At 71.6% G+C, this 25,552-nt stretch carries 24 protein-coding genes and 1 riboswitch; of the genes, 12 read left to right on the top strand and 12 right to left on the bottom strand.

The window, feature by feature from the left end; genetic code table 11:
* The first annotated feature begins 39 nt into the window (after positions 1-39).
* Positions 40-1,281, top strand: a complete 1,242-nt coding sequence (locus ACZ56E_RS22830; RefSeq protein ID WP_471217209.1) for a Cmx/CmrA family chloramphenicol efflux MFS transporter — start codon at positions 40-42, stop codon at positions 1,279-1,281.
* A gap of 7 nt (positions 1,282-1,288) precedes the next feature.
* Here ACZ56E_RS22830 and ACZ56E_RS22825 read toward each other — a convergent pair whose 3' ends face one another.
* Positions 1,289-1,555 carry a DUF4031 domain-containing protein gene (locus ACZ56E_RS22825; protein WP_471216762.1) on the bottom strand — a complete coding sequence of 89 codons (267 nt, stop codon included), beginning with the start codon at positions 1,553-1,555 and terminating at the stop codon, positions 1,289-1,291.
* Positions 1,552-1,908: a hypothetical protein gene (locus tag ACZ56E_RS22820; RefSeq protein WP_362999573.1), complete on the bottom strand. Its 357-nt coding sequence runs from the start codon at positions 1,906-1,908 to the stop codon at positions 1,552-1,554. The genes ACZ56E_RS22825 and ACZ56E_RS22820 overlap by 4 nt, the downstream gene beginning before the upstream one ends.
* Before the next feature lie 78 nt (positions 1,909-1,986).
* Here ACZ56E_RS22820 and ACZ56E_RS22815 point away from each other — a divergent pair, with 78 nt between their 5' ends.
* Both ACZ56E_RS22815 and murQ read left to right on the top strand, forming a co-directional pair.
* Positions 1,987-2,910, top strand: a complete 924-nt coding sequence (locus ACZ56E_RS22815; protein WP_471216760.1) for a MurR/RpiR family transcriptional regulator — start codon at positions 1,987-1,989, stop codon at positions 2,908-2,910.
* 63 nt (positions 2,911-2,973) lie between these two features.
* Complete coding sequence (gene murQ, locus ACZ56E_RS22810; RefSeq protein WP_471216758.1) at positions 2,974-4,008, top strand: N-acetylmuramic acid 6-phosphate etherase; 1,035 nt, start codon at positions 2,974-2,976, stop codon at positions 4,006-4,008.
* A 30-nt stretch (positions 4,009-4,038) separates the two neighbouring features.
* Here the strand turns inward: murQ and ACZ56E_RS22805 are convergent, their stop codons facing one another.
* On the bottom strand, positions 4,039-4,251 hold the full coding sequence (locus tag ACZ56E_RS22805; RefSeq protein WP_468612373.1) for a hypothetical protein: 213 nt from the start codon (positions 4,249-4,251) through the stop codon (positions 4,039-4,041).
* Positions 4,252-4,659: 408 nt separating this feature from the next.
* On the opposite strand from ACZ56E_RS22805, the gene ACZ56E_RS22800 reads away from it, so the two are divergent.
* Positions 4,660-5,970, top strand: a complete 1,311-nt coding sequence (locus ACZ56E_RS22800) for an esterase/lipase family protein (RefSeq protein WP_471216755.1) — start codon at positions 4,660-4,662, stop codon at positions 5,968-5,970.
* A gap of 90 nt (positions 5,971-6,060) precedes the next feature.
* On the opposite strand, the gene groL is transcribed toward ACZ56E_RS22800, so the two are convergent.
* From groL to thrC, 4 genes are all read right to left on the bottom strand, one after another.
* Positions 6,061-7,686, bottom strand: coding sequence for a chaperonin GroEL (gene groL / locus ACZ56E_RS22795; protein WP_062776541.1), 1,626 nt, complete (start codon positions 7,684-7,686; stop codon positions 6,061-6,063).
* A 298-nt stretch (positions 7,687-7,984) separates the two neighbouring features.
* On the bottom strand, positions 7,985-8,188 hold the full coding sequence (locus ACZ56E_RS22790) for a cold-shock protein (protein WP_005315736.1): 204 nt from the start codon (positions 8,186-8,188) through the stop codon (positions 7,985-7,987).
* A 419-nt stretch (positions 8,189-8,607) separates the two neighbouring features.
* Positions 8,608-8,883, bottom strand: a complete 276-nt coding sequence (locus tag ACZ56E_RS22785) for a MoaD/ThiS family protein (protein WP_150217764.1) — start codon at positions 8,881-8,883, stop codon at positions 8,608-8,610.
* Positions 8,884-8,978: 95 nt separating this feature from the next.
* Complete coding sequence (thrC, locus tag ACZ56E_RS22780; RefSeq protein ID WP_471216754.1) at positions 8,979-10,286, bottom strand: threonine synthase; 1,308 nt, start codon at positions 10,284-10,286, stop codon at positions 8,979-8,981.
* Positions 10,287-10,303: 17 nt separating this feature from the next.
* Positions 10,304-10,432: riboswitch (SAM riboswitch) on the bottom strand.
* Positions 10,433-10,608: 176 nt separating this feature from the next.
* Between thrC and ACZ56E_RS22775 the strand changes: the two genes are divergently transcribed.
* Both ACZ56E_RS22775 and ACZ56E_RS22770 read left to right on the top strand, forming a co-directional pair.
* Positions 10,609-11,553: a glucosyl-3-phosphoglycerate synthase gene (locus ACZ56E_RS22775; protein ID WP_471216752.1), complete on the top strand. Its 945-nt coding sequence runs from the start codon at positions 10,609-10,611 to the stop codon at positions 11,551-11,553.
* A 75-nt stretch (positions 11,554-11,628) separates the two neighbouring features.
* A complete protein-coding gene (locus ACZ56E_RS22770; RefSeq protein WP_471216750.1) occupies positions 11,629-13,035 on the top strand; it encodes an alpha,alpha-trehalose-phosphate synthase (UDP-forming) in 1,407 nt (468 codons plus the stop codon).
* A gap of 22 nt (positions 13,036-13,057) precedes the next feature.
* On the opposite strand, the gene otsB is transcribed toward ACZ56E_RS22770, so the two are convergent.
* Genes otsB through ACZ56E_RS22755 form a run of 3 tightly spaced genes read right to left on the bottom strand, consistent with a single transcriptional unit; the run spans position 13,058 to position 15,517 of the window.
* On the bottom strand, positions 13,058-13,930 hold the full coding sequence (otsB, locus tag ACZ56E_RS22765; RefSeq protein ID WP_471216748.1) for a trehalose-phosphatase: 873 nt from the start codon (positions 13,928-13,930) through the stop codon (positions 13,058-13,060).
* A gap of 19 nt (positions 13,931-13,949) precedes the next feature.
* Positions 13,950-14,210 carry a DUF3263 domain-containing protein gene (locus ACZ56E_RS22760; RefSeq protein WP_471216746.1) on the bottom strand — a complete coding sequence of 87 codons (261 nt, stop codon included), beginning with the start codon at positions 14,208-14,210 and terminating at the stop codon, positions 13,950-13,952.
* Positions 14,211-14,251: 41 nt separating this feature from the next.
* A complete protein-coding gene (locus tag ACZ56E_RS22755) occupies positions 14,252-15,517 on the bottom strand; it encodes an ABC transporter substrate-binding protein (protein ID WP_471216744.1) in 1,266 nt (421 codons plus the stop codon).
* A 167-nt stretch (positions 15,518-15,684) separates the two neighbouring features.
* Between ACZ56E_RS22755 and ACZ56E_RS22750 the strand changes: the two genes are divergently transcribed.
* The 5 genes from ACZ56E_RS22750 (at position 15,685) to ACZ56E_RS22730 (ending at position 21,737) form a co-directional block, all read left to right on the top strand.
* Positions 15,685-16,578 carry an SIS domain-containing protein gene (locus ACZ56E_RS22750; RefSeq protein WP_471216742.1) on the top strand — a complete coding sequence of 298 codons (894 nt, stop codon included), beginning with the start codon at positions 15,685-15,687 and terminating at the stop codon, positions 16,576-16,578.
* Positions 16,579-17,567: 989 nt separating this feature from the next.
* Positions 17,568-18,584, top strand: coding sequence for an ROK family protein (locus tag ACZ56E_RS22745; RefSeq protein WP_471216741.1), 1,017 nt, complete (start codon positions 17,568-17,570; stop codon positions 18,582-18,584).
* Positions 18,584-19,723 carry an N-acetylglucosamine-6-phosphate deacetylase gene (gene nagA / locus ACZ56E_RS22740; protein WP_471216739.1) on the top strand — a complete coding sequence of 380 codons (1,140 nt, stop codon included), beginning with the start codon at positions 18,584-18,586 and terminating at the stop codon, positions 19,721-19,723. The genes ACZ56E_RS22745 and nagA overlap by 1 nt, the downstream gene beginning before the upstream one ends.
* 155 nt (positions 19,724-19,878) lie before the next feature.
* Positions 19,879-20,814 (top strand): 1-phosphofructokinase family hexose kinase, encoded by a 936-nt coding sequence (locus tag ACZ56E_RS22735; RefSeq protein ID WP_471216737.1) that lies wholly within the window; start codon positions 19,879-19,881, stop codon positions 20,812-20,814.
* A 74-nt stretch (positions 20,815-20,888) separates the two neighbouring features.
* Entirely contained in the window at positions 20,889-21,737 is an 849-nt protein-coding gene (locus ACZ56E_RS22730; RefSeq protein ID WP_471216735.1) for a class II fructose-bisphosphate aldolase, read from the top strand.
* A gap of 14 nt (positions 21,738-21,751) precedes the next feature.
* Here the strand turns inward: ACZ56E_RS22730 and ACZ56E_RS22725 are convergent, their stop codons facing one another.
* Positions 21,752-22,747, bottom strand: a complete 996-nt coding sequence (locus ACZ56E_RS22725) for a carbohydrate-binding protein (RefSeq protein ID WP_471216733.1) — start codon at positions 22,745-22,747, stop codon at positions 21,752-21,754.
* Positions 22,748-22,834: 87 nt separating this feature from the next.
* Positions 22,835-24,472 carry a diguanylate cyclase CdgB gene (gene cdgB / locus ACZ56E_RS22720; RefSeq protein ID WP_468612395.1) on the bottom strand — a complete coding sequence of 546 codons (1,638 nt, stop codon included), beginning with the start codon at positions 24,470-24,472 and terminating at the stop codon, positions 22,835-22,837.
* 477 nt (positions 24,473-24,949) lie between these two features.
* Here cdgB and ACZ56E_RS22715 point away from each other — a divergent pair, with 477 nt between their 5' ends.
* Entirely contained in the window at positions 24,950-25,441 is a 492-nt protein-coding gene (locus ACZ56E_RS22715; RefSeq protein ID WP_471217207.1) for a flavin reductase family protein, read from the top strand.
* The last annotated feature ends 111 nt before the right edge of the window (positions 25,442-25,552 follow it).

The following is a 25,552-nucleotide window of genomic DNA, read 5'->3' as shown; positions in this document are numbered from 1 at the left end:
TCCGTCCCCACGCCCGGCGGCACCCCCGCCCGCCCCCGCATGCCCATAGCCGTCTACATGCTCGGTCTGGCCGTCTTCGCCCTCGGTACCAGCGAGTTCATGCTGTCGGGCCTGCTCCCGCCCATCGCCGACGACATGAACGTCTCCATCCCGCGCGCCGGCCTCCTCATCTCCGCCTTCGCCATCGGGATGGTCATCGGCGCCCCGCTCCTCGCCGTCGTGACCCTCCGCCTCCCCCGCCGCACGACCCTGATCACCCTCATCACGGTGTTCGGCCTCGGCCAGGTCGCCGGCGCCCTCGCGCCCACCTACGAGATCCTCTTCGCGTCCCGCGTCGTGAGCGCGCTCGCCTGCGCCGGCTTCTGGGCGGTCGGCGCGGCCGTCGCCATCGCGATGGTGGAGTTCAACCAACGCGCCCGCGCCATGGCCGTCATGATCGGCGGTCTGTCCATCGCGAACGTCCTCGGCGTCCCGGTGGGCGCGTTCCTCGGCGAGAACTTCGGCTGGCGCTCCGCGTTCTGGTCGGTCGGCGCCGCCTCCGCGATCGCGCTGATCGGCGTACTGACGCTCATCCCCCGCATCCCGCTCCCCGCGGAGAAGCCCCAGCTCAAGAAGGAACTGTCGATCTACGGCGACCGCCAGGTCTGGCTGTCGATCACCATCACGGCCCTCGCCGCGGGCGGCGTCTTCTGCGCCTTCTCGTACCTCTCGCCGCTCCTCACGGACGTGGCGGGCCTCTCCGAGAGCTGGGTCCCCTCGGTCCTCGGCCTCTTCGGCGTCGGCGCGCTGGTCGGCACGACGATCGGCGGCCGGGTGGCGGACGCACACCTCTTCGGCGTCCTCCTGAGCGGCATCGCCGCGTCCACGGTCTTCCTGGTCTCCCTCGCCCTGTTCGCCGCGACCCCCGCGGCGGCGATCACGCTGAGCTTCCTCCTCGGAGTCTCCGCGTTCTACACGGCCCCGGCGCTCAACGCCCGCATGTTCAACGTGGCGAGCGCGGCCCCCACCCTGGCCGGCGCGACCACGACAGCGGCATTCAATCTCGGCAACACGGGCGGCCCCTGGCTGGGCGGCACGGTGATCGACCTGAAACTCGGCTACGAGGCGACGGCGTGGGCAGGAGCAGCGATGACGGCAACGGCGATCGCGGCAGTGGCACTCTCCCTCCGCCTGCACCGCAGGACCCCGAGCCGCGTGATCACGACTTCCTCGGCCACGGCCTCCCCCGCCGCCCCTGCTCCCTCCGCCCCTGCCACCGCCGAGACCGGCACCAAGGCCTGAGGGATGCCTACGCCGGCCGCCCCTTCGGCCTCCTCAGCCCCGCCCCCGTGAGCCTCCGCACCAGTTCCTTCGAGCCGACCTCCACGGCGCCGGCGCGCACCGCGTCGTCGTACCGTTCCGCGGGTACGTCGTAGTGGTCACGCTCGAAGGCGCGGGGCGGGCAGCCGATGGTCGCCGCGAACGCGTGCAGTTCCTCGTACGAGACGTCGCTGACCAGGTGGGACCACATGCGGCCGTGGCCGGGCCAGGTCGGCGGGTCGATGTAGACGCTCACGTCAGGCCGCCCACCGGCGCCACGACCACGCCCGCCTTGCCGCACACCCAGTGCGGGTCGGGACCCAACTCCGGCTCCACGTCCAGCGCGTGGGGCTCTCCCGTCTCGCACACGGGACACAGCGGCCACCGCCCGTACCGTTCCAGGAGCGCGTCCTGGACGTCCTGGGCGACGAGCCCCGCGATGTAGTCGACGCCCTCGGGCCACTGCTCGACCCACCAGCGCCGGTGCGCCACCGACTCCTCGACCATCGAGACGACCTCGGCCTCGGCGACCTCGCGGGCGACCAGGTCGGCGAGGACAAGTGCGCGAGCGGCGTGCAACGCCTGCTCCAAAGGGTCGATCGCGTCCATGCAGCCATTGTCACCCCATGCGAGATCGGCAACCTCCGGGGCCTTGACCCGCACTCTGGCCGAAAATACCTTTCAATTGTGAGCAATGACGTGAAGGAAATTTTCGCGGACGCCGCACCCCCCGCCCCCGCCGCCCTCGCGGCCAAGGTGCGGACGCTGGCGCCGTCGATGACCCGGTCCATGCAGCGGGTCGCCGAGGCCGTCGCGGGCGACCCCGCGGGCTGCGCGGCGCTCACGGTCACCGGCCTCGCCGAGCTCACGGGCACGAGCGAGGCGACCGTCGTCCGCACCGCCCGCCTCCTCGGCTACCCGGGCTATCGCGACCTGCGTCTCGCGCTCGCCGGTCTCGCCGCCCAGCAGCAGTCGGGGCGCGCGCCCGCCGTCACCGCGGACATCGCCGTCGACGATCCCATCGCGGACGTCGTGGCGAAGCTCGCGTACGACGAGCAGCAGACCCTCGCCGACACCGCCGCCGGGCTCGACACCGTCCAGCTCGGCGCGGCCGTCGCCGCGCTCGCCACCGCCCGCCGCGTGGAGATCTACGGCGTCGCCGCGTCGGGCCTCGTAGCCCAGGACCTCGCCCAGAAGCTGCTCCGCATCGGGCACATCGCGCACGCGCACTCCGACCCGCACCTGGCCGTCACCAACGCGGTGACGCTCCGCGCGAAGGACGTGGCGATCGCGATCACCCACTCCGGTTCGACCGGCGACGTGATCGAACCCCTCCGCGTCGCCTTCGAGCACGGCGCCACGACGATCGCGATCACCGGCCGGCCGGGCGCGGCCGTCTCGCAGTACGCCGATCACATACTGACCACCTCCACGGCCCGCGAGAGCGAGCTGCGGCCGGCCGCGATGTCGTCCCGCACGAGTCAACTCCTTGTGGTGGACTGTCTGTTCGTGGGTGTCGCCCAGCGGACGTACGAGACGGCGGCGCCCGCGCTCGCCGCGTCCTACGAGGCGCTGGCCCACCGCCACAGCCCGCGCGGCACCAACCGCTGAAGCCCCGCCTGCACGCTCCACCCCCCAACCCCCCGCACCGGAAACGAAAGAGCCGCAGCCGCCATGACCTCCACCGCCGACGCGACCGGCGCGCCCGACCCGACCGACCCGACCGATCCGACCGGCCCGACGGACGCCCCTCACCACCACCAGCACAAACGCGGCGACGACTACGGGGAGCTCCGCGCCCAGCTGGCCACCCTCACCACCGAGGCGTTCCGGCCCGAGCTCTCCGGCATCGACCAGCTGCCCACCGCGGAGATCGCGGCGATCATGAACGGCGAGGACGCCACCGTCCCCGCGGCCGTCGCCGAGCAGCTCCCCGCCATCGCCGCCGCCATCGACGGCACGGCCGAGCGCATGGCCCGCGGCGGCCGCCTGGTCTACGCGGGCGCGGGCACCGCGGGACGGCTCGGCGTGCTCGACGCCTCCGAGTGCCCGCCCACCTTCAACACCGACCCCGGCGAGGTCGTCGGCCTGATCGCGGGCGGGCCGAGCGCCATGGTCCAGGCGGTCGAGGGCGCCGAGGACAGCAAGGAGCTGGCCGCCGAGGACCTGGCCGGGCTCGGCCTCACCGCGGACGACGTCGTCGTCGGCATCTCCGCGTCGGGCCGCACGCCGTACGCGATCGGCGCCGTCGAACACGCCCGCGCCCGCTACGGCGCGCTCACCATCGGCCTCTCCTGCAACGCGGGCAGCGCGCTCGCGGCCGCCGCCGACCACGGCATCGAGGTCGTCGTCGGCCCCGAACTCCTCACCGGCTCCACCCGCCTCAAGGCCGGCACGGCCCAGAAGCTCGTCCTCAACATGCTGTCCACGATCACGATGATCCGCCTCGGCAAGACGTACGGAAACCTGATGGTGGACGTCCGCGCGTCGAACGAGAAGCTGCGGGCCCGCTCCCGCCGCATCGTCGCCCTCGCCACCGGCGCCTCCGACGAGGAGATCGAGGCAGCGCTCGCCGCCACCGACGGAGAGGTGAAGAACGCCATCCTCACCATCCTCGGCGGAGTGGACGCCCCCACCGCCACCCACCTCCTCACCACAGCCAACGGCCACCTCCGCACAGCCCTCGACAACTCCCGCAGCACGGACTAGGACCTCCTCGCCTCCGGCAGCACCACCCGCTCACCGCGTCCCCTCCAGCACGGCGGCCAGCCGGAGCGCGGTGTCGAGGTTGCAGCGGCCCAGCTCGACCAGGGGCAGCGTCCCCTCGGCCGCGGCCGTCAAAGGGTCGATCTGCAGTGAGGGCAAGGTGACCCCGACCTCCGCGAGCCCTGCCTTCAACTGCCGTACGGCGTCCTCGACCGCCCGCACCCGTTCCTCCGCCGTCAGCGTCATGACTTCCGCCTTTCACACTGAGTGTTCCTACTCATCACCCAGAGTGTCCAACTGCACGTGACCTGAAAAGTACAGGCTTCATAACAACGCTCCGTGTTCGACTGGTCGGCCAGTCGGTTGGTTAGCTGGTCGGCTTCGCGACAGAGTTGTCGGTGCCCGGCGCGAGCCCGCCCGCCGTGAGTTGGCCGACGCGCCGTCGGCCCGCCCGGGTGTGGCGGCGAGGGGCTCCCGTGCGGCCCAGGCCACGGCGTCCCGCCCCACGTGTCCCACGCGTACGCGGCCGAAGTCGCCCTGTCCGAAAGGGCCCCGGCCCCGGTGCCGATTGCCGCGAGCGGGTGTCGGCGACTACCCGACGTATCAAAGATGGCACCGGACGTCACCACAGGAGCGCCAGCGGAGGGGACCCTCATGAGCAAGCGCAACAAACCCGACCGGCCGGACCGGGGCGAGCAGCCGGTCCAGCCCGATCTGCAGGAGATGGACGAGCGGGAGGTGGCGGAGGCGATCGGGTCGGCCGCCCGCATCACCCTCGCCCCGGGCCCGCGCGAGGCCCGCGAGGCCCCCGCCGCCGCCCCGCGGCCCGACGACGAGTGGGCGCTGCCCGGCGGCACCGCCTGGGTGTACCTCGCCGACCGGACGAAGGGCCTGACGCGGCCCGTCGTCATCAGCGACGGCTTCAGCTCGGGCCCGAGCGACCTCGACTTCTCCTGGGAGATCATGGAACGCGGCCCGTTCCCGTTCCTGAGTGCCCTGCGCGGCCGCGGGTACGACGTCGTCCTGGTCGGCTTCGACGAGCGGAGCGCGTCGATCCTGGAGAACGCCGAGGTCGCCAGGGCCGCGATCCTGGAGACCATCGCGCGGCGCGACGGCGACCACCCGCTGACGGTCGGCGGGTTCAGCATGGGCGGGCTCGTCACGCGGTACGCCCTCGCCAAGATGGAGCACGACGGCGGGACGGGCGAGAACGACCATCAGACCGCCCTGTACTTCTCGTACGACAGCCCGCACCGCGGCGCCTGGATCCCCGTCGCGCTGCAGTCGTTCGCGCACTACATCCGGCGCCTCAACGCGGCGTTCTCCAACCAGATGAACAGCCCGGCCGCCCGCCAGCTCCTGTGGCAGCACATCAGCGAGTGGGGCGACACCCCCGAGACGGACAAGGAGCGCGGCACGTTCCTCGCCGAGCTGGACCGGGTGGGCCGCTGGCCCTCTCGGCCGAAGAAGATCGGCGTGTCCAACGGCTCCCGCATCGGCGAGAGCAACGGCGTCCCGGCCGGCGAACAAGCCTTCCACGGCAAGGGCCTGGCCATCACCGGCACCCACCTGTACACGCAGTCCGCGGGCGAGGACCAGCTCGTCGGCCAGCTGCGGGTGGTGACCCTGCGCAGGCCCCGCATCCGCACCACGGGCCTGCCCGAGATCGACGGCGCGCCGGGCGGCACCCTGGAGGGCTTCGGCATCCTCGCCGACGAGCTGAACAAGATTCCCGCGCTGATCGGCCTCGGCTCCGAGGCGGACTTCCGCGAGCACTGCTTCGTGCCGACGGTCAGCGCCATCGCCCTGCGCGACATCGACACCCACGAGAAGCTGTACGCGCCGGTCACGGCCTCCGCGGAGGAGGAGAGCGAGCTGGACGAATTCCTCTGCGCCTCCCGGAACGAGGGCCACACCCTGGTCACCGAGGAACTCTGCACCTGGATCCTGGACCGTCTGCCGTAACCCGGGACGGGAAACGCCCGAGGGCGGCACCCCTTCGTGAGAAGGAGTGCCGCCCTCGGTACGTCAGGACAGTGATCAACCAGAGGTCGATCAGAAGTCCATGTCACCGCCCGGCATGCCGCCGCCGGCCGGGGCAGCGCCCGCCTTCTCCGGCTTGTCGGCGATGACGGCCTCGGTGGTGAGGAACAGCGCGGCGATCGACGCGGCGTTCTGCAGAGCGGAGCGCGTGACCTTCGCCGGGTCGAGGATGCCCTCGGCGATCATGTCGACGTACTCACCGGTCGCGGCGTTCAGACCGTGGCCGACGGTGAGGTTGCGCACCTTCTCGACGACGACGCCACCCTCGAGGCCGGCGTTGACGGCGATCTGCTTCAGCGGGGCCTCGAGGGCCAGCTTCACGGCGGCGGCACCGGTGGCCTCGTCGCCCTCCAGCTCCAGCTTCTCGAAGACCTGGGAGGCCTGCAGCAGGGCCACGCCACCACCGGCGACGATGCCCTCCTCGACGGCCGCCTTCGCGTTGCGAACGGCGTCCTCGATGCGGTGCTTGCGCTCCTTGAGCTCGACCTCGGTCGCGGCACCGGCCTTGATGACGGCCACGCCGCCCGCGAGCTTCGCCAGGCGCTCCTGGAGCTTCTCGCGGTCGTAGTCCGAGTCGCTGTTCTCGATCTCGGCGCGGATCTGGTTGACGCGGCCCTGGACCTGGTCGCTGTCACCGGCGCCGTCGACGATGGTCGTCTCGTCCTTGGTGATGACGACCTTGCGGGCGCGGCCGAGCAGGTCGAGACCGGCGTTCTCCAGCTTGAGGCCGACCTCCTCGGAGATGACGGTGCCACCGGTGAGGATGGCGATGTCGCCGAGCATGGCCTTGCGGCGGTCACCGAAGCCCGGGGCCTTGACGGCGACGGACTTGAAGGTGCCACGGATCTTGTTGACGACGAGCGTGGACAGCGCCTCGCCCTCGACGTCCTCCGCGATGATCAGCAGCGGCTTGCCCGACTGCATGACCTTCTCCAGGAGCGGAAGGAGGTCCTTCACGTTGGAGATCTTGGAGTTGACGATCAGGATGTACGGGTCGTCGAGCGACGCCTCCATACGCTCCATGTCGGTGGCGAAGTACGCCGAGATGTAGCCCTTGTCGAAGCGCATACCCTCGGTGAGCTCCAGCTCCAGACCGAAGGTCTGGGACTCCTCGACGGTGATGACGCCTTCCTTGCCGACCTTGTCCATCGCCTCGGCGATGAGCTCGCCGATCTGGGTGTCGGCGGCGGAGATGGAGGCCGTCGAAGCGATCTGCTCCTTGGTCTCGACATCCTTCGCCTGCTCGAGCAGGGCACCGGAGACGGCCTCGACGGCCTTCTCGATGCCGCGCTTGAGGGCCATCGGGTTGGCACCGGCGGCCACGTTGCGCAGACCCTCGCGCACCAGGGCCTGGGCCAGGACGGTCGCGGTCGTCGTGCCGTCACCGGCGACGTCGTCCGTCTTCTTCGCGACCTCCTTGACCAGCTCGGCGCCGATCTTCTCGTACGGGTCCTCGAGCTCGATCTCCTTGGCGATGGAAACACCATCGTTGGTGATCGTGGGGGCGCCCCACTTCTTCTCGAGGACGACGTTGCGACCCTTGGGGCCCAGGGTCACCTTGACGGCGTCGGCGAGCTGGTTCATGCCGCGCTCGAGGCCGCGCCGTGCCTCCTCGTCGAACGCGATGATCTTGGCCATGTGAAGTGGTCCTCCCGGACGGGGTGGCAAGCAAAACGGATCGCGCTGGTGCCCGCGACGGACGGCTCGAACGCCTTGTGGTTCCTGGCCCCACCCGGCGTACGGACCTCACCGACCCGATCCAAGTTCTGTCACTCTCACTCGTAGAGTGCTAAGCCCAATGATTAGCACTCGACCCCCACGAGTGCAAGCGCCTCGGGTGGATCCAGGGGGCACGCCGGGGCGCACACGAGGGGCCCGTACCCCTGTGGGATACGAGCCCCTCGCGATGCTTGCTTCGGTGGTCGATCGCGCCGAGCTAGACGGCGAGCTTGACCATGTCCGCCTGCGGACCCTTCTGGCCCTGCGAGATCTCGAACTCGACTCGCTGACCTTCTTCAAGGGTGCGGTAGCCGTCCATCTGGATCGCGCTGTAGTGGACGAAAACATCCGCACCACCGTCGACCGCGATGAAGCCGTACCCCTTCTCCGCGTTGAACCACTTGACGGTGCCCTGAGCCATGCCTAACTCCCCTATTACTGGCCCTTGCACAGGACCGCACTTCGCGGACCCGGGTCAGACCTCACCCCCCACTGATTGGGGGTGTGCGCCGGAACGCGTCGACCGCCGCTGAATGTATCTGTCCAACTGCCGTCTGCAACAGGTCAATCGGACGAGAATTCTGGGCGCGCCCGATCGGTAATATGCGGAGAATTCACCGGAATCCAGGGCAAGTCGGGCCAGGCAAAAGGCACATGAGGCTCAAAAGGGCAGTGCGCTTTGGCTACTTCTTGTCGGCTCCGGGCCGACTTCGTATATGCACTCGGCACTGACGGCGAAGCACGCTTCCCAACTGTACCGCGCTCAACCAAGCAGAATTGCCCCCTCCGCTTCTCTCGCGGAGGGGGCAATTCGAATTTCGCAGGGTGCTTGCGAAAAGATCAGCCGCCCGCGACGGCGGGAATGATCGAGACGCCCGCGCCGTCCGGCGTGGCCGTCTCGAGGCCCTGCTCGAAACGGACGTCGTCGTCGTTCACGTACACGTTGACGAAGCGGCGCAGCTTGCCCTGGTCGTCCAGGACGCGGGCGGCGATCCCGGTGTGGTTCTTCTCCAGGTCGGCGATGACCTCACCCAGATTCGCCCCCTCGGCGGCCACTTCGGCCTTGCCGCCGGTGTAGGTGCGCAGAATGGTGGGGATGCGGACGTTGACACTCATGGGTTCACCTCAGAAGTACCGGGGGATGGGCGCCCCATAAGGGGCGCGGGGAACTGCGCGACCAGCCACAGCCGACCCGCAGGGAAGCAACAACCTCAGCCGGCAAGCCCCGCGGAGCGAAACGCCTCAAGGCTCGGCTTGATCGTCGCCGTGGCCTGCGAAGTCTCAGCGACAGCGTCAAGCGTCTTCAGGCCGTCCCCGGTGTTCAGGACCACCGTGGTGAGGGCCGGGTCGAGAAGCCCCGCCTCGAAGAGCTTCTTCGTGACGCCCACCGTCACACCCCCCGCGGTCTCCGCGAAGATCCCTTCCATGCGGGCGAGCAGCTTGATCGCCTCGACGACCTGCTCGTCGTTCACGTCCTCCACCGCACCGCCCGTGCGGCGCGCGATGTCCAGGACGTACGGCCCGTCGGCGGGGTTGCCGATGGCCAGCGACTTGGCGATGGTGTTCGGCTTCTGCGGGCGTACGACGTCGTGGCCGGCCTTGAACGCGGCCGACACCGGCGAGCAGCCCTCGGCCTGCGCGCCGAAGATCTTGTACGGCTTGTCGGCCACCAGACCGAGGGCGATGAGCTCCTTGAGCCCCTTGTCGATCTTCGTGAGCTGCGAGCCGGAGGCGATGGGGATGACGAGCTGGTCGGGCAGCTCCCAGCCGAGCTGCTCGCAGATCTCGTACGCGAGGGTCTTGGAACCCTCGCCGTAGTACGGCCGCAGGTTGACGTTGACGAAGCCCCAGCCCTCGCCCAGCGGGTCGCCGATGAGCTCGGAGCAGAAGCGGTTCACGTCGTCGTAGTTGCCCTCGATGCCGACGAGTTCACCGCCGTAGACCGCGGCCATGACGACCTTGCCCTGCTCCAGGTCATGCGGGATGAACACGCAGGAGCGGAAGCCGGCGCGGGCGGCGGCTGCGCCGACGGCACCCGCGAGGTTGCCGGTGGAGGAGCAGGAGAGCGTGGTGAAGCCGAAAGCGCGCGCCGCTTCGAGGGCCTGCGCGACGACGCGGTCCTTGAAGGAGTGCGTGGGGTTGCCGGAGTCGTCCTTGACGAACAACTTGCCCTGCTCGACGCCGAGTTCACGGCCGAGGTTGTCGGCCTTGACGAGCTGGGTCCAGCCGGGGTTCAGGTTCGGCTTGTCGGCCACGTCGGCGGGGACGGGGAGCAGCGGGGCGTAGCGCCAGATGTTGGCGGGGCCCGCCTCGATCTGCTTGCGGAGGGCTTCCGGGTCGCCGAGCGGCAGGTCGTACGCGACTTCGAGGGGGCCGAAACACTCGGCGCAGGCGAAGATCGGGCCGAGCGGGAACTTGGTGCCGCACTCACGGCAGGAGAGGCCGGAGGCGGGCCCGAGGTCGACGGAAGGGGTGGTGCTTTCGGTGGCGCTATCGGTGGCGACAGTCTGCACAGCCATGGAGGCGAGGCCCTTTCTCCTCATCTTCCTCGCGACGCATCTCGCCGCGAGACGGAATTGGCACCTTCCCCACCGTGACCTCGCGGTCGGCGGGAGGGTTGCCGGGGCTTCAACGGGCCGTTTCCCTCTGCCCCTCTGGATGAGCGGTTTTCGATTATGGGTTTCAGTTGTCGATCTCAACGCGGCGGCGACCCCGACATGCGATGGTCACCGGCGTTGTTCAAGACTGTAACCGAAGCCCCGGACCCTTGAGATAGTCGTCCGAACCGCGAGATGGATCACATCGATCACCTCATCGATCACCTATGGGAGGACCGCGACCGTGCTGGAAGAGGTCGAGCACTGGCTCAGCAGGCGTTCCTGGTCCGTCGCCGACCGGCCGCCGGCCCGGCTCGCCGACGCGAAGCGCGCCTGCGGCGCCTCGGTGAGCGTCGTGCTGCCCGCGCTCGACGAGGAGGGGACGGTCGGTGAGATCGTCGCCGAGATACGCCGCGAGCTGATGGAGAAGGTTCCGCTGGTCGACGAGCTCGTGGTGATCGACTCCGGCTCCACGGACCGCACGGCCGAGGTCGCGGCGGCGGCGGGCGCCAAGGTCGTCCGCAGGGAAGAGATCCTGCCGCGCCTCCCCGCGGTCCCGGGCAAGGGCGAGGTGCTGTGGCGCTCGCTGCTCGTGACGAGCGGTGACATCGTCGCGTTCGTCGACGCGGACCTGCGGGAATTCTCCGCGGACTTCGTCTCGGGGATCGTGGGCCCGCTGCTCACCGACCCGGACGTGGCCTTCGTCAAGGCGATGTACGACCGGCCGCTCGGTGAGGCCGCCGGGCAGGGCGGCCGGGTGACGGAGCTGATGGCGCGCCCGCTCCTGAACATGCACTGGCCGCAGCTCGCGGGGTTCGTCCAGCCGCTCGGCGGCGAGTACGCGGCCCGCAGGTCGCTCCTGGAGCGGCTGCCGTTTCCCGTCGGGTACGGCGTGGAGCTCGGCCTGCTCGTCGACGCGCTGCACACGGTGGGTCTGGACGCGCTGGCGCAGGTGGACGTCGGGGTGCGCAAGCACCGGCACCAGGACGGGCAGGCGCTCGGGCGGATGGCGGCGGCGATCTACCGGACGGCACAGCTGCGGCTCGCGCGTGGGCATCTCGTACGCCCCGAGCTCACGCAGTTCGAGCGGGGCGAGCAGGGGTTCGTGCCGCGGACGTACCCGGTCGACACGGAGGAGCGGCCGCCGATGGCGGGCATCGCCGAGTACGCGCACCGCCGCGTGGCGTGACCGGGTGCCTGGCTCCGCCGAGGCGGAGTCGGCCCGTACGTTTGCCCGACCCCGGGACGGGCTACGTTTTGCCACATGGTCTCCGAGCACGGTTCGTCAGCAGCGCAGGTACTCGTCGCGTCCAACCGCGGCCCCGTCTCGTACACCGTCGGAGAGGACGGTGAGCTGACCGCCAGGCGTGGCGGCGGCGGCCTGGTCTCCGGGCTCAGCGCCATCGGCGACGAGGCGGACGCCCTGTGGGTGTGCGCGGCGCTCGGCGACGGCGACCGCGAGGCGGTGCGCCGGGGCGTCGGCGAGCCAGGCGTACGGATGCTGGACATCGACGCGGACGTCCACGCGGACGCGTACAACGGCATCGCGAACTCGGTGCTGTGGTTCGTCCACCACCTGCTCTACCAGACGCCGTTGGAACCGGTCTTCGGACCGGAGTTCCGCGCACAGTGGGCGGCGTACGAGACGTACAACCGGGCGTTCGCCGAGGCGCTCGCCGAGGAGGCGGGGCCGGGGGCGGCCGTCCTGGTGCAGGACTACCACCTGGCGCTGGTGCCGGGCATGCTGCGGGAGCTCCGCGAGGATCTGCGCATCGGCCACTTCTCGCACACCCCGTGGGCGCCCGCCGACTACTTCCGGATGCTGCCGGACGACGTGGCCGAGCAGCTGCTGCGCGGGATGCTCGGCGCCGACCGGCTCGGCTTCCTCACCGGGCGGTGGGCGGACGCGTTCACGGAGTGCTGTGTGCGGCTGGTCGGCGGGACCTCGGGCACCCGGATCGGGGTGCACGGGCTCGGGGCCGACGCCGACTTCCTGCGGGAGCGGTCGCGGCGCGACGACGTCGAGGAGCGGATGCGGGCGCTGCGGGAGCAGGCGGGGCAGCAGGACGGCGAGGACCGGAAGCTGATCGTCCGGGTGGACCGGACGGAGCTGTCCAAGAACATCGTGCGGGGCCTGCACGCCTACCGCGAGCTGCTCGACACGCACCCCGAGTGGCGCGAGCGCGTCGTGCACGTCGCCTTCGCCTACCCGTCCCGGCAGGACCTGGCGGTCTACCGCGACTACACCGCGGAGGTCTCCCGGGTCGCCGAGGACATCAACGCCACGTACGGGACGGACGGCTGGACCCCGGTGGTCCTGCACGTCAAGGACGACTTCGCGCGCTCCCTCGCGGCCTACCGCATGGCGGACGTGGCCCTGGTCAACCCCATCCGCGACGGCATGAACCTCGTCGCGAAGGAGGTGCCGGTCGTCTCCGACGAGGGCTGCGCGCTGGTCCTCTCGCGGGAGGCGGGCGCCCACGAGGAGCTCGGCGAGGACGCGCTCTCCGTGAACCCCTTCGACGTCACGGCCACGGCGGAGGCCCTGCACACGGCTCTCCTGATGCCGCCGGAGGAGCGCGCCGAGCGCACGAAGCGCCTCGCGGCGGCGGCGACGGCGCTGCCGCCCGCGCAGTGGTTCCTCGACCAGCTGCGGGCCCTGACGGGCTGAGGCACCCCGCGCGCCCGCCCGCTCAGGACAGCCGGGCGCCGATCGCCGACAGCAGCCGTACGACACCCGGCGGGCCGTCCACGACCAGGTCGGCCCGCCCCGCCAGCTCCTTGACCTCCGCGCTGCCGCTGCACACGAGCAGGCCCGCGACACCGTCCGAGCGGAGCTTCTCCACGGCGCCGAAGGCGGGCAGGTCGCCGAGGTCGTCACCGGCGTACAGGACGGACTCGGCGCCCACCTCGCGCAGGTACTCGGCGAGGGCCACGCCCTTGTCCATGCCCGGCGGCCGCAGCTCCAGGACGAGCCGGCCCGGCTCGACGATCAGGCCGTGCCGGTGCGCCAGCTCGCCGAGCGGCTCGCGCAGCGCCTCGAAGGCCGCCTGCGGGTCCTGCGCCCTGCGCGTGTGCACGGCGACGGCGCGGCCCTTCTCCTCTATCCACGATCCGCGCCAGGCGCCGATCCCGTCCAGGAAGCCGGGCAGCTCGGCGCGCACGGCCGCGACCCCGGGGTGCGGCTCGGCGGCGCGGACCGTGCCGGTGACGGCGTCCCAGCGCTCGGCGCCGTAGTGCCCGAGGACGACGAGGTGCTCGAGGCCGGGGACGCCCGCGAAGCCGCCGTAGCGGACGGCGACGCCCGCCGGGCGGCCCGTGACGACGGCCACCGACCGCAGGCGGGGGGCGAGCGCGGCGAGCACTGGCACGGCGTCCGGGTGGGTGCGCGCCTGTTCGGGGTCGGGCACGATCGGGGCGAGCGTCCCGTCGAAGTCCAGCGCCACCACGGCGCGTTCCGGCCGGGCGAGGAACGCGGCGAGGCCGTCGCGCCCCGCGGACGTCACGGGCTCGGGCAGGCCGGGCGGCTCGGGCAGGTCCGACAGCGAGTACGTAGGGTCACCCATGGGCCCGACCTTAGCCGCGTCAGCGCTCGGCGCGCCGGGACTCCCGCACCCGGCGCAGCCGATTGACCGTAATCGGGTCGTGGGCGAGCGCCCGCGGGTCGTCGAGGAGGGCGTTCAGGACCTGGTAGTAGCGCACCGGGACCATGCCGAGCTCCTCGCGGACGGCGCGCTCCTTGGCGCCAGGACCCGGCCACGGCCGCCGCTCGAGGGCGAGCACCGCGCGGTCCCGCTCGGAGAGGCCCTCCCGCTCCTGATCGGCCATGCGCTCCTGATCGGTCATGCCCGCCACGCTACCGGCCGCCTCCGACAAGGCCGCAACAGCTACTCGGCGTTCTCCGCGGTCATCGCCCGGGTCTGGATCCGGCCGAGCACCGACTTGGGGTCGCCGCCCTCGCCGACGGTCTTGCCGATGTCCTTCTTGATGTCCGCGGAGACCTGCGCCCAGGACGTCTTGCCCACCGGGTACAGCTCCGACGTGGGGAGCTCCTTGAGGAACTTGCCGAGCGCGGTGTGGCCGCGGTCCTTCGCCATCGCCTGCGACGCGGAGGTCGTCACGGGCAGGATGTCGTACTCGTTCGAGAACTCGAGCACGTTCTTCTTGCTGTAGACGTAGTCGAGGAACTTGCCGGCCTCCTTGCGGTGGCCGTTCTGCTTGAACGCCATCATCCAGTCGGCGACGCCCATCGTGGCCTGCGCCTTGCCGTTGACGCCGGGCGCCGGCACCATGCCGAACTTCACGCCCTTCTTGGCTGCCATCTTCATCAGCGTCGGGTGGCCGTTGAGCATGCCGACATCGCCGCGCGCGAACGCCGCGAAGGCGTCGGCGCGGTTCAGCTGTGCGGGCGGCGTGGGGCCGGTCAGGCCCTTGCCGACGAGCTCGTCCCTGAGCCAGGCGAACGTCTTGGCGTTCTGCGTGGAGTCGAGGGAGTACGAGCCGACGTTGTCGGTGTAACCGCCGCCGCCGCTGAGCATCCACATCAGCGTCTCGGCGGGGGCCTCCTCGGGGCCGAGCGGCAGCGCGTACGGGATCTTCACGCCGCGCGCCTTGAGCGCCTTCGCGTCGGCCTGCAGCTCGCTCCAGCTCTGCGGCGGGGTGAGGTGGGCGTCCTTGAAGAGCTTGGTGTTGTAGAAGAGCAGCCGCGTGGAGGAGGCGAACGGCATGCCGTACTGGATGCGGTTGACCTCGCCGGCCTGCGAGAGCGGGGTCAGGAAGTCGGCCTGCGTGGCGATGGAGAGGAGCTCGTCGGCCTCGTAGAGCTTGCCCTGCGCGGCGTAGTCGGCGTAGGCGCCGATCTGCGCCAGGTCGGGGGCCTCGCCCTTCTTGACCATCTCCTTGACCTCACGGTCGACGTCGTTCCAGGAGTGAACGGTCACGTCGACCTTGATGCCGGGGTTCTCCTTCTCGAACCCCTCGACGACCTTGGCCCAGTACTTCTTCGAGCTGTTCGCCGCGGAGTCGCCGTAGTCGGCGGCCACCAGCTTGAGGGTGACGTCGCCGGAGTCGCCGGGACCGCCGCAGCCGGCGAGCACGCCCGCCATGCCCAGTGCGGCCACCGCCGCGGTCAGTCCTGTCACGCGCCGCTGCACAGCTGTCCCACCCTCGTAGCTTCCACAATCCTCATTGAACTGCGAGTTTCCCCCGAGTCCGGACACAAGGTCTACACCACCCGCGTATCACTTGTGCAACGGCGGTCCCGCCGATGACCATGGCGGGAGTCCCGCACCAGTCCCGCACTGACGAGGAGCCCCGGCGCATGTCGCGTACCGCAGCAGAAATAGCCACCCAGCCCGCCTGCTGGCACCGGGCGGTCGAGGCGGCCGCCACGTTCGAGGCCTTTCCGCAGCCGGGGGAGCGGGTCGCCGTCACCGGCTGCGGCACCTCGTGGTTCATGGCCATCGCGTACGCGGCGCTGCGCGAGGCTGCCGGGCTCGGCGAGACGGACGCCTTCGCGTCGTCGGAGTTCCCCGCCGGGCGGACGTACGACCGCGTCGTCGCGATCACCCGCTCGGGCACGACGACAGAGGTCCTTGACCTGCTGACGCGCCTGAAGGGCACGGTTCCGACGCTCGCCCTCACGGCCGATCCGAAAACCCCCGTCATGGACGCTGCGGACACCGTGGCGGTCCTGGACTGGGCGGACGAGGAGTCGGTCGTCCAGACCCGCTTCGCGACGACGGCCTTCGCCTTCCTGCGGGCCGGTCTCGGTCACATCCCCGGCCTCAAGACGGTGGCCGAGGCGGCCGTCGACGCGGAGCTCGCGGTGACCGAGCCGCTGCCGGCGGCGGTGCTGGGCGCGGAGCAGTGGACGTTCCTGGGCCGGGGCTGGACGTACGGTCTGGCCCTGGAGGCCGCCCTCAAGATGCGGGAGGCGGCCGGTGCGTGGACGGAGTCGTACCCGGCGATGGAGTACCGCCACGGTCCGATCTCCATCACCGGCCCCGGCCGGGTGGCCTGGATGTTCGGCACGCTGCCGGAGGGGCTCGCGGGGGACGTGGCCCGCGTCGGCGGCGAACTGGTCGCCCGCCAGGAGGCGGACCCTCTCGCGGACCTCATCCGCGCCCAACGCCTGGCGGTGGCGCTCGCGGAATCCCGAGGCCAGGACCCGGACCACCCCCGCAACCTCACACGCAGCGTGATCCTGAACTGACCCTGCCGGCACGCCTCGGTGCCGCCGTCACGGGGCTACGGCCCCCGGCTCGGCACCGGGGCGGGGCCCCTGCTTTCCTCCCAGTCGTCCGACCCGCCCGGCCGAGGATTTGGCACCCTGCGCCGCCACCGCGCCGAACGCTGCCGCCGCCCGGCCCTCACCTCTCGCTCGTGGGGCCACGCCCTGACCCGCCGCTCCGCGGCGGCCACCTCCCACCCACCCACCCGTTCACCCCGCACCGAAACGCAACGCAGGTAGACCACGGCGAAGTCGGGTGCGGAGCAACGGGTGGGCGGGCGGGAAATCCGCGGGGTGCCGCCAGCGGCGTCAGGTGCGGGGTAACGGGTGGGCGGGTTTCGCCGCGAAGCGGCGAGGCAGTGTGGCAACCGACCGTTGCGGGGTGCCGGGTGGGCGGGTGGGAAAAACCGCCGCGAAGCGGCAGAGCTCTGCCAGCAGCGTCAGGTGCGGGGTAACGGGCGGGCGGGTGGGAAAGTCGCCGCGAAGCGGCAGGGTTCTGCCTGCGGCGCCAGGTGCGGAGCAACGGGCGGGTGGGTGGGAAAGTTTCGCCGCGAAGCGGCGAGGCAGTGCGGCAACCGATTCGTCGCGGGGTGCCGGGTGGGCGGGCGGGAAAAACCGCCGCGAAGCGGCAGGGTTCCGCCAGCTGCGTCAGGTGCGGGGTAACGGGCGGGCGGGTGGGAAAGACCGCCGCGAAGCGGCGAGGAAAGGGCGGGCGACACAGCCCCGGGCGCGCGACGCCGACCGCCCCCGCCACGAAAGGGTCGAGCACCAGCCTCCCCGCCGCAGGGGAGCCCGAGGGCACCAGCCTCCCCGAATCGGCCGACCCCGCCCCGGAGGGGTCCAGACGTCGGCCGACCCCCTCCCCCGGAGGCCCCCCACAAGCGGACAGGTGTGCCGAAAAGGAGGGCGCGCCCGGCACGGGAGTGGGAAGTGGACTAGACCTGTCACGGACGACGCGCGAGACTGTCCCCGTGAGACACGTCATCGCCCTCGATGTGGGCGGCACCGGAATGAAGGCCGCCCTGGTCGGGGCCGACGGCACCCTGCTGCACGAGGCGCGCCGCCCCACGGGCCGCGACCGCGGCGCCGACGCCGTCGTGGAGTCCATCCTCGGCTTCGCCGCGGAGCTGCGCGCCCACGGCGTCGAGCGGTTCGGGGAGCCCGCCGCCGCGGCGGGAGTCGCCGTGCCCGGCATCGTCGACGCCGAGCGGGGCGTGGCCGTGTACGCGGCCAACCTCGGGTGGAGCGACGTCCCCCTGCGGGACCTCCTCAGCGCCCGCCTGGAGGGCATCCCCGTGGCCCTGGGCCACGACGTCCGTACGGGTGGCCTCGCCGAGGGCCGCATAGGGGCGGGGAAGGGCGCCGACCGGTTCCTGTTCGTGCCCCTGGGCACCGGCATCGCGGGTGCCATCGGCATCGGCGGCGCCATCGAGCCGGGCGCCCACGGCTCGGCCGGCGAGATCGGGCACATCGTCGTCCGCCCGGGCGGCCCGCCCTGCGGCTGCGGCCAGCGCGGCTGCCTGGAGCGCCTCGCCTCCGCGTCCGCGGTCAGCAAGGCGTGGGCCGAGGCGAGCGGCGACCCGGATGCGGACGCCGCGGACTGCGCGAAGGCCGTGGAGTCCGGCGACCCGCGGGCCGAGGAGGTCTGGCGGAACGCCGTCGACGCCCTGGCCGACGGCCTGCTCACCGCCCTCACCCTGCTGGACCCGCACACCCTGATCATCGGTGGCGGTCTCGCGGAGGCCGGGGAAACCTTGTTCACGCCGCTGCGGGCCGCCGTCGCGGCGCGCGTCGTGCGGTTCCAGACGCTGCCGGAGATCGTGCCCGCGGCCCTCGGCGACACCGCCGGATGCCTGGGCGCGGGCCTGCTGGCCTGGGACCTCATCGGCCCGACCACCGACGGCCCGACGACCGACGGCCCGCCCACGGAAAGCTCCACCACCGACCCCGACCCGACAACCCACCACCCCACGGAGGTAGCCACCTGATGGCCACTAGCAAGGTTCTCGCCGGTGCCCAGGTGGTGCTGCCCACCGGAACCGTCCCGAACGGCCGCGTGATCGTCGAAGGCACCCGCATCGCGGGCAGCCCGTCCGCCGGCGCCGAGACCGTCGACCTCACCGGCCACTGGGTGGTCCCCGGCTTCGTCGACCTCCACAACCACGGCGGCGGCGGCGCCTCCTTCACCTCGGGCACGGTCGAGGACGTCCTGAAGGGCGTCCACACCCACCGACTGCACGGCACCACGACCGTCGTCGCCTCGACGGTCACCGGCGAGATGGACTTCCTCGCCCAGCGGGCCGGCGTGCTCTCCGAGCTCGCCGAGCAGGGCGACATCGCGGGCATCCACTTCGAGGGCCCCTTCATCTCGCCGTGCCGCAAGGGCGCGCACAGCGAGGGCCTGCTGCGCCACCCCGATCCCGCCGACGTCCGCAAGCTCCTCGACGCGGCCCGCGGCCAGGCGAAGATGTGCACGCTCGCCACCGAGCTGCCGGGCGGCATCGACTCCGTGCGGCTCCTCGCCGAGCACGGCGTCATCGCGGCCATCGGCCACACGGACGCGACGTACGAGCAGACGGTCGAGGCGATCGACGCGGGCGCCACCGTCGCGACGCACCTCTTCAACGCCATGCCGGGCCTCGGCCACCGCGCCCCGGGCCCGATCGCGGCGCTCCTGGAGGACGAGCGGGTCACCGTCGAACTGATCAACGACGGCACCCACCTCCACCCGGCCGCCTTCGAGCTGGCCTTCCACCACGCGGGCGCCTCCCGTGTCGCCCTCATCACGGACGCCATGGACGCGGCGGGCTTCGGCGACGGCCGCTACATGCTCGGCCCGCTGGAGGTCGAGGTGAAGGACAGCGTGGCGCGGCTCGTCGAGGGCGGCTCGATCGCGGGCTCCACGCTGACCCTGGACCGCGCGTTCAAGCGCTCGGTGACCGTCGACGGCCTCTCCGTCGACGACACCGTCCGCGCCATCTCCGCCAATCCGGCGAGGCTCCTCGGCCTGTACGACCGGGTGGGCTCCCTGGAGCCGGGCAAGGACGCGGACCTGGTGGTCCTGGACGCGGCCTTCGACCTGAAGGGCGTCATGCGGAAGGGCGAATGGGTGGTTGAGCCCTTTTAACCCCCAACTCGGGTGATTTCACCACCCGTTCGCTTGTCCCGAACAGAAGGCGGTTGGCCCTCCCCCCTGGGCCAACCGCCTTCTGTTTGGCATGATCAGAGCCCAAGAGAGGCGAACGGCAGGCACGTTCGACAGGCACTTCGGGGGTGGTACGCGTGATCCTCACCGTCACGCTGAACGCGGCCCTCGACCTCACCTACCGCGTCCCCGCCCTCGTCCCGCACACCACGCACCGCGTCACCGAGGTCGTCGAACGCCCGGGCGGCAAGGGCGTGAACGTCGCCCGTGTGCTCGCCGCCCTCGGCCACGAGGTGACGGTCACCGGCTTCGCGGGCGGCGACACCGGCCGCACCCTGCGCGAGCGCCTCGCCGTCGAGCCACGCGTCACGGACGCGCTCGCCCCGGTCGCGGGCACCACCCGCCGCACCCTCGCCGTGGTCGACGCGGCCACCGGCGACACCACCCAGCTCAACGAACCGGGCCCGACGGTCACCCCCGCCGAGTGGGCCGCCTTCCTCGACTCCTACGAGGAGGCGCTGCACCGCGGCGACCTGACCGCGGTCGCCCTCTGCGGCAGCCTGCCCCCCGGCGTCCCCGTCGGGGCGTACGCCCTGCTCATACGGTCCGCCCGGTCCGCCCGCGTCCCCGTCCTCCTCGACACCAGCGGGGAACCGCTGCGCCGCGGCGTCGCCGCCCGCCCCGACATCGTCAAGCCCAACGCCGACGAGCTCGCCGAGCTGACCGGCTCCCACGAGCCGGCGCAGGCCACCCGGGACGCCCGCCGCAGGGGCGCGCACGCCGTCGTCGCCTCGCTCGGCGCCGACGGCCTCCTCGCGGTCACCCCGGACGGCGGCTGGCGCGCCCGGCCCCCGAAGCGGGTGGGCGGCAACCCGACCGGCGCCGGCGACTCGGCGGTCGCGGGGCTCCTCTCCGGGCTCGCCGAGAAGCTGCCGTGGCCCGACCGCCTGGCCCGCGCCGTGGCGCTGTCGGCGGCGACGGTGGTGGCGCCGGTGGCGGGCGAGTTCGACCCCGCCACGTACGAAGAACTGCTGCCTCGGGTCGCGGTGACCGCGCAGGCCACCCCGGCGTGACCCACCGCACCTGAGCACAGAACCGCATCTCGCACCGCACAACGGGGCGCAGCGCCCTGGGAATTGGGGAGCACGTGCCACTGGTCAGCACCGGCGAACTCGTCGCGGAGGCCCGCGCCGCGGGTCACGGCGTCGCCGCGTTCAACGTCATCACCCTGGAGCATGCGGAGGCGGTCGCGCTCGGCGCCGAGCGGTCCGGGACGCCCGCGATCCTCCAGATCTCCGAGAACGCCGTGAAGTTCCACGGCGGCCGGCTCTCCGCCATCGCGGCGGCGACGGCCGCGGTGGCCCACGCGTCCACGGCTCGCCTCTCCCTCCACCTGGACCACGTGACGGACGTCGAACTGCTGCGCTCCGCGCACCCGGAGGGCTTCAGTTCCGTCATGTTCGACGCGTCGAAGCTGTCGTACGGCGAGAACGTGAAGGCGACGGCCGACGCGGTCCGTTGGGGCCACGAGCGCGGCATCTGGGTCGAGGCTGAGCTCGGCGAGGTGGGCGGCAAGGAGGGCGAGGCCCCGCTGGACGCGCACGCGCCCGGGGCGCGCACGGACCCGGCGGAGGCGGCCGCGTACGTCGCCGACACGGGCGTCGACGCCCTCGCGGTGGCCGTCGGCTCCACGCACGCGATGACGGAGCGCACGGCCACCCTGGACCACGAGTTGATCGCCTCCCTCACGGCGGCCGTCCCCGTCCCCCTCGTCCTGCACGGCTCAAGTGGCGTACCGGACACGGAAATCCGCCGCGCCATCGCGTCCGGCATGCTGAAGATCAACGTGGGCACGGCCCTCAACACGGCGTTCACGGGCGAGGTCCGCGCGTACCTCGCCGCCCACGACAAGGGCGTCGACCCCCGGAAATACCTCGTCCCGGCTCGCGAGGCGATGGCCGGGACGGTGGCGGGGTTCCTGGGGCTGCTGAAATAACCGGCAGCGGACAGCTAGCCTTTGGTGCCCTCGACGAGCCACATCTGGTCGATGTTCGCCCCTGTCGTCCCGCACAGGTCGCTCTGGGCGCAGGTCAGCGTGACCGTGTTGGTCCCCTTGGTGAGCTGGACCACCGCCCAGGTGTTGGTCCAGCCCTTCTCCCAGTTCCCTTCCTCCGCGTGGGCGAAGTTCTCCATGTTCAGAGGGCGGGTCTGCTTCTTGCCGTTGACGAGGATCGTGGCGTTGGAGTCCTTGCCGGGGACTCCGTAGTTCACGCGGAGGCTGTACGAGCCCGCCTTGGGAATGCCGTTGACCGTCCACGTCACCTGGGCGCCGACCTTGTCGAAGCCGGCCACGTAGACCCCGCCGTCCGCCTTGGCGCCGTCGAGGTCGGACGCCGTGGTCGTGCCGCCCTCCAGCTTCAGGGCCTTCGCGTCCGTCTTGGGCAGCTCGACCGGCTTCTCGGGCTTCTTGCTCGGCTTCTCGCTGGGCTTGACGGACTCGGCCTGCGTCGGCTTGCCGCCCGCCTCGTTCTCACCGCCCTTCTCGTCGCCACCGCCGCCGAAGAGCATCGCGGCGCCGATGCCGATGGCGACCACGGCCACCACGGCGATGGCGGCGATCAGCAGCCCCTTCGTGTTGGGGCCGCGCCCGCGCCCGCCGCCGCCCGCCGACTGCGTGTGCTGCGTGACGGGCGCGCCGCCGGGCTGTGCCTCGGGGGCGGTGTAGTGGGCGTTCGGCCGGCCGTAGCCCTGCTGCTGGGTCTGGTGCGGGACCTGCTGGCCGTACGCCTGCTGGCCGCCGTACGTCTGCTGGCCGTACGCGGGGCGGCGGTCGCCGACTGCTCTGACCTGGTTGTACGAGGACCGGGGGCCCGGGTAGCCGTAGCCGCCGCCACCACCGGGCGGGGTCGCGCCGGCGGCCTGTCCGTCCTCGTACAGGTAGCCGAACGGATCGTCGTCGCCCTGCGGCGCGCTCGGCGTGTTCTCGCCGTTATTGCCGGGCGTCATTCCCAGGTCACTCCCTTACATCGCTGACGCGGGGAGCCTACCCGGTCCGAGTGAGCCCAAGGAGTGGCCTTGACCTCATCGGTATCGCTATCCGGCCCGCCGGTGCTGCTTGGCACGTGAGCGTTTCTCCACGTACATCCGCTGGTCGGCGGAGTGCAACACTTCGTCGGCCGACATCCCGCAGTGCGCCCAGCCGATGCCGAAACTGGCCCCCACCCGGACCGCTCTGCCGTCGACCCGGATCGGCGGGATGATCGCGTTCCGCAGTCGGACCGCGAGGTCCTGGGCGTCGGCGCGGCCGAGCCCGTCGGCGAGCACGACGAACTCGTCGCCGCCGAGCCGCGCCACCGTGTCCCCGTCCCGCACCCCGCTGGTGAGCCGCCGCGCGACCTCGATGAGGACGGCGTCACCGGTGTGGTGCCCGAACCGGTCGTTGATCGACTTGAAGCCGTCGAGGTCGCAGAAGAGGACCGCGAGCCCCTTGGTGCCGTCGTCCACGTCGCCCTCGCCGCCCTGGGGGGCGACGGTGTGGACGTGCGGGTCGAAGCCCTCGTCCTGCTGGAGCGAGGCGTGCCCGAAGTCGAAGCCGTGTTCGTAGGCGGCGTCGAGGGAGTCCACGGCGCTGGGGCGGCCCGCGTGCGGTCTGCGGCAGAGGCGGGCGCTGAGCCGGGCGCGCAGCTCGGCTGAGTTGGGCAGGCCGGTGAGGGAGTCGTGGCTGGCCCGGTGGGCGAGCTGCAGCTCGCGGCGCTTGCGCTCCTCGATGTCCTCGACGTGCGTGAGCAGGAAGCGGGGGCCGTCGGCGGCGTCGGCCACCACGGAGTTCCGCAGGCTCACCCACACATACGTGCCGTCGCGCCGGGCCAGCCGCAGCTCGGCGCGGCCGCCCTCGGCGGAGGTGCGAAGGAGCGTCCCGATGTCCTCGGGGTGCACGAGGTCGGAGAAGGAGTAGCGCCGCATGGCGGATGCGGGGCGGCCGAGGAGGCGACAGAGCGCGTCGTTCGTCCGGAGGATGCGGCCGTGCTGGTCGCCGCCCATCTCGGCGATGGCCATGCCGGAGGGCGCGTACTCGAAGGCCTGCCGGAAGCTCTCCTCGCTGGCCCGCAGCGCCTGCTGCTCCCGCTCGAGGCGGACCAGGGCGCGCTGCATGTTGGCCCTGAGCCGGGCGTTGCTGATCGCGATGGCGGCCTGGAACGCGTACATCTGGAGGGCTTCGCGGCCCCAGGCGCCGGGCCTGCGGCCGTTGCGCGGGCGGTCCACGGAGATCACTCCGAGCAGTTCGCCGCCGGCCGCCCCGGTCGCGTACATCGGGGCGAAGAGGCGGTCGGAGGGGTGCCACTCGTCCTCGAAGCGGGGCTCGGGCCCTTCGGTGTACCACTGCGGGACGTCGTCGTCGTCGAGGACCCAGCCCTCGGTGTACGAGATGAAGCGCAGCGCGCCCCACGCCTCACCCATGGCGAGGCGGCGCTCCCAGGCGTCGCGGGAGCCGACGCGGCCGGTGATCAGGGCCTCGGCGGAGGGGTTGCCCGCGAAGGCGGCGACGACGAGGTCGCCGTCCGGGCGCACGAGATTGACGCACGCCAGTTCATAGCCAAGGCCGTTGACGACGCCGTCGGCGACGGTCTGCAGCGTGTCCGCCAGGCTTCGGGCCGTGTTCAGCTCCGCTACCACCTGGTGCAGCTGCCGCAGGGTCGCAAGACGGACGTACGGCTCCGACTCGGTCTCCATGCTCGTTCTCCCCGAGACCTCGACAGCAACTCCAGGATGCGCAGCGCCCGCAGTGTTCTTCCGTGGTGGTCTTCCGTGCCCTGTGCCTTGCGTCTTGTGCCTTTGTGCCCTCAGTGTCTTATTGCCACCGTCACTGAATCACAGCGAGCTGCCCACTCGGTACACAGGGTCAACAAAATATGGGTCCTGTGACTCAAGTCACAGGTGAGAAGCCGCCGTTGGTCCAGTCCCTTGGACTAGTCCACCGCATCGGGCGGCACTGCGTGCCGACTTTGCCGAGTTCTTTGCCGCGGACGGCTCCGCCGTCGGTCCTAGGACCGGTCTGGGACCGCAGCCCGATGTTTCGAACAGGGCGCACGGGCTAGCGTCGACGTCGTGGCTCACGTACTGAAGACTCTCCCGGCCCCGCCTTCCCCACGCGTCCCGTCGAAGGATGGGCATGCTGATGGGGTGAGCAACGACGAGTTCCGCGCGGCGATGTCCCGCCTGGCCGCGGGTGTGGTCCTGGTGACGGCGCGCGAGCCCGGCCTCGACCCGGACGATCCGGCCGCGCCGGTGGGCGAGGACGTGGGCATGACGGCCACGGCCTTCCTCTCCGTCTCCCTCGACCCGCCCCTGGTCATGGTGAGCCTGCGCGAGGGCTCCCGGATGGACGACCTGCTCGCCGAGCAGCCCCTGTGGGGGGTGTCGGTCCTCTCGGAGAGCCAGCGGCACATCGCGGGCCGCTTCGCGATGAAGGGCCGGATCAGCGACCGTCTCCTCTTCGAGGACATTCCCTACGTACGGGGTGCCGCGTCCGGGGCCCCGCTGGTCGGCGGTGCGCTGTCCACACTGGAGTGCCGCACCGAGCAGACGGTGGTGGCGGGCGACCACACACTCGTGATCGGCCGCGTACTGACGGCCTCCCTGCCCAGCGGGGAGGGCGGCCCCCTCCTGTACTTCCGGGGCCGCTACCGCCAACTGGGCTAGCGCCACGTCAGGCTGCGCCCCTTTAGGGGCGCGGGGAACTGCGCGAGCAACCACAAAAAAGCCGCAGTCGCGTGTGCCGGGGTCTCCTGCAGCGGCGGCTGCGGCTTGTCG

This window comes from Streptomyces sp. NPDC039480, from assembly GCF_055597165.1.
Note: the sequence above shows the minus strand (reverse complement) of the source record. Positions and strands in the feature narration are given on the sequence as shown.

What these genes read in the sequence shown, in the direction of transcription:
- otsB (WP_471216748.1), bottom strand. Translation starts at nt 13,930, where the DNA reads ATGGGTGACCCTACGTACTCGCTGTCGGACCTGCCCGAGCCGCCCGGC.
- ACZ56E_RS22805 (WP_468612373.1), bottom strand. Translation starts at nt 4,251, where the DNA reads ATGACGCTGACGGCGGAGGAACGGGTGCGGGCGGTCGAGGACGCCGTA.
- ACZ56E_RS22750 (WP_471216742.1), top strand. Translation starts at nt 15,685, where the DNA reads ATGTCGCGTACCGCAGCAGAAATAGCCACCCAGCCCGCCTGCTGGCAC.
- ACZ56E_RS22770 (WP_471216750.1), top strand. Translation starts at nt 11,629, where the DNA reads ATGGTCTCCGAGCACGGTTCGTCAGCAGCGCAGGTACTCGTCGCGTCC.
- thrC (WP_471216754.1), bottom strand. Translation starts at nt 10,286, where the DNA reads ATGGCTGTGCAGACTGTCGCCACCGATAGCGCCACCGAAAGCACCACC.
- nagA (WP_471216739.1), top strand. Translation starts at nt 18,584, where the DNA reads ATGGCCACTAGCAAGGTTCTCGCCGGTGCCCAGGTGGTGCTGCCCACC.
- ACZ56E_RS22725 (WP_471216733.1), bottom strand. Translation starts at nt 22,747, where the DNA reads ATGACGCCCGGCAATAACGGCGAGAACACGCCGAGCGCGCCGCAGGGC.
- ACZ56E_RS22830 (WP_471217209.1), top strand. Translation starts at nt 40, where the DNA reads ATGCCCATAGCCGTCTACATGCTCGGTCTGGCCGTCTTCGCCCTCGGT.
- ACZ56E_RS22800 (WP_471216755.1), top strand. Translation starts at nt 4,660, where the DNA reads ATGAGCAAGCGCAACAAACCCGACCGGCCGGACCGGGGCGAGCAGCCG.
- ACZ56E_RS22715 (WP_471217207.1), top strand. Translation starts at nt 24,950, where the DNA reads ATGTCCCGCCTGGCCGCGGGTGTGGTCCTGGTGACGGCGCGCGAGCCC.
- ACZ56E_RS22790 (WP_005315736.1), bottom strand. Translation starts at nt 8,188, where the DNA reads ATGGCTCAGGGCACCGTCAAGTGGTTCAACGCGGAGAAGGGGTACGGC.
- ACZ56E_RS22760 (WP_471216746.1), bottom strand. Translation starts at nt 14,210, where the DNA reads ATGACCGATCAGGAGCGCATGGCCGATCAGGAGCGGGAGGGCCTCTCC.
- ACZ56E_RS22785 (WP_150217764.1), bottom strand. Translation starts at nt 8,883, where the DNA reads ATGAGTGTCAACGTCCGCATCCCCACCATTCTGCGCACCTACACCGGC.
- groL (WP_062776541.1), bottom strand. Translation starts at nt 7,686, where the DNA reads ATGGCCAAGATCATCGCGTTCGACGAGGAGGCACGGCGCGGCCTCGAG.
- cdgB (WP_468612395.1), bottom strand. Translation starts at nt 24,472, where the DNA reads ATGGAGACCGAGTCGGAGCCGTACGTCCGTCTTGCGACCCTGCGGCAG.
- murQ (WP_471216758.1), top strand. Translation starts at nt 2,974, where the DNA reads ATGACCTCCACCGCCGACGCGACCGGCGCGCCCGACCCGACCGACCCG.
- ACZ56E_RS22820 (WP_362999573.1), bottom strand. Translation starts at nt 1,908, where the DNA reads ATGGACGCGATCGACCCTTTGGAGCAGGCGTTGCACGCCGCTCGCGCA.